The organism is Ancylomarina sp., from assembly GCF_041555295.1.
In the GTDB taxonomy this organism is placed as follows: domain Bacteria; phylum Bacteroidota; class Bacteroidia; order Bacteroidales; family Marinifilaceae; genus Ancylomarina.
This window is the reverse complement of record NZ_JBFFKR010000411.1, coordinates 1-2,264: the sequence shown is the minus strand read 5'-3', so window position 1 is coordinate 2,264 and position 2,264 is coordinate 1. Positions and strand designations below refer to the sequence as shown.

Annotated in this window: 2 protein-coding genes; both read left to right on the top strand. The window is 36.1% G+C overall.

What is annotated here, in order from left to right:
• The first annotated feature begins 342 nt into the window (after positions 1 to 342).
• Positions 343 to 708 carry a BlaI/MecI/CopY family transcriptional regulator gene (locus ABY905_RS16570; RefSeq protein WP_372645886.1) on the top strand — a complete coding sequence of 122 codons (366 nt, stop codon included), beginning with the start codon at positions 343 to 345 and terminating at the stop codon, positions 706 to 708.
• A gap of 2 nt (positions 709 to 710) precedes the next feature.
• Positions 711 to 2,264: M56 family metallopeptidase (locus ABY905_RS16565; RefSeq protein WP_372645884.1), on the top strand; the 1,554-nt coding region annotated here is incomplete at its 3' end.

Below are 2,264 nucleotides of genomic sequence, written 5' to 3'. Positions count from 1 at the left end.
CAGCAGTTCCTTGCAACATCATTCCAGCTTGTTATAACAAATATAGAAAAATTCATGAGCCTTAAGGATTATATAGAGAAAAGTTGAGATCATTTCTGACTTAAATTTTGTTAATGCAATAGAGAAATATGTTGCTTAAGTCTATTAGAAGAAAAAAATGAAACCCGTAATGGAAAAATAATTCATAAATATGATTCAGTCTGCAAGCTCCTAAAACAAAGGATTAAGTTAACCCCAATACCACACACAAGACAGTAAGACAAAGAATTGCATTACGAAAACTGTAAACCATAGTTATATAACTAGAATTTATAGTTATATTTGATTTAAAATATTCCCATTATGAAGAAGCTAACACAAAAGGAAGAAGAGATCATGCAATTGTTTTGGGCAGAAGGCCCCATGTTTGTTAAAGATCTTCAAAAGAAGTATCCCGATCAGAAGTTGCATTACAACACCTTATCGACTATGGTAAGAGCTTTGGAAGAAAAAGGCTTTATCTCGCATGAGACATTCGGTAAAACACATCGCTATTTTGCAGCGATTAGCGAAGCCGATTACCGCAAAAAAACCTTGGGAAATGTTGTTCAGAAATATTTCGACAACTCATACCAACGCGTGGTTTCCATGTTTGTTGAAGAAGAAAACTTATCGCTTGACGAGCTTAAAAAACTGATTCAGGATATCGAAAAATCTAAAGAAAGCTAATCATGCTCATCTTCATAACTTATATGATAAAGGTCGGTATCAGCCTGGCATTCTTTTATTTGTTATACAAACTCTTACTGAGCAAGGATACTAACCACAAATACAAAAGGCTAACACTTTTACTATCGGTTTGTGCAGCCTTTGCCATGCCTTTAGTGGCGCATTTAATTCCAGCAAACGAAATCAGCTCCGCTCCCATCCAAAAAGTTCGGGAATTGATTGAAATGCCTTTGCTCGAAACAGCTGTTATCAGTCCACATCAAAAACAAACCCTGATAGAAACATCTGGTTCTATCCCAATAAACTGGACCGCAATAGTCTACTGGAGCATTCTAAGCATGCTTTGTATTCAGTTTGTTGTCTCATACCGAAGTATATTAAAATGGCTGAAAAAAGCCACCATAAAACCCTATAAAGATATCCTACTGGCAATTGTTAGCGATGCCATACAGGCTTTCTCCTTCTTGAATTACATTGTGCTTTCGAAACAGGATTACGAACAGAATAAAACACCCATTCTTCTGCACGAAGAAGCACATATCCGATTGCATCATTCATTTGATGTAGTCTTAATCGAACTGGTTTGTTATTTGCAATGGTTCAATCCATTTGCATGGTTACTTAAGAAGGAACTCAAACTGGTTCATGAATTTCAGGCCGATCAGGCCGTACTCAACACAGGCATCGATGCAACACAATATCAATTGTTGATTTTAGAAAAAGCTGTGGGCAAAAGACGTTTTGCTTCAGCAAATCATTTCAAACAAGGTTCAATTTCAAAACGATTAAAAATGATGAAAAAGAAACAAGTTAAACGATGGGGCGTTGCAAAAGCACTACTCTTTTTACCTATGGGGCTTCTGCTCTTGCAGGCCTTTACCCAGCCCGAAATCATAAAGAAAGTAAATACACTACCTCCTCTTATTGTTCAAGCTGACAGTAGCCAGATTTGGCTAAGTCACTGGACAGCCAAAAATCTGCCTCAAAGCAATCAAGTTGTAACCAAATTGGCTAATATGGCCGAAAAGGGGACTGAATCCGTAGAGTCCAAAATTAAAAAAAGAAATGTTCTTCGAATTCTACAAAACAGAGCAAACCAATATCTAATTAATGAAGAAATTGCAAGAAAAGAAGAAGTTCTAACCATTGTAAAAAGCTTTATTCAGGGTGAAAATTACAAGGGGAAAGTTGGGCCTGAAGTCACAGAAATGAGTTTTGGTGGAAAAAATAAAGCTCAAATCAGTAAAGGTGTTGTTGTTTACGGATTCGATAAAGGCACAAGCAAAGAAGCCTTGGATTTCACATTGAAAGCCATAGGAAAAGCTCATCTTCAAGTTCGCAAGGAGAAAGCAATAATCTTCTTCAATAAGAATTATTTTGAATTAAAAGGATCGGAACGTAGCTTCATTGATAAAATCGTTCCCATTAGAATTTTAAAACTCCAAAGTAAAAATACATCAGGCTTATCAATGAACCTAAAAGTCACAAAAGAAGGTATTTTCTTTAATGATGAACTTTGCCCTCTTGATCAGTTAGCCGATAGAATGAAACCTTTT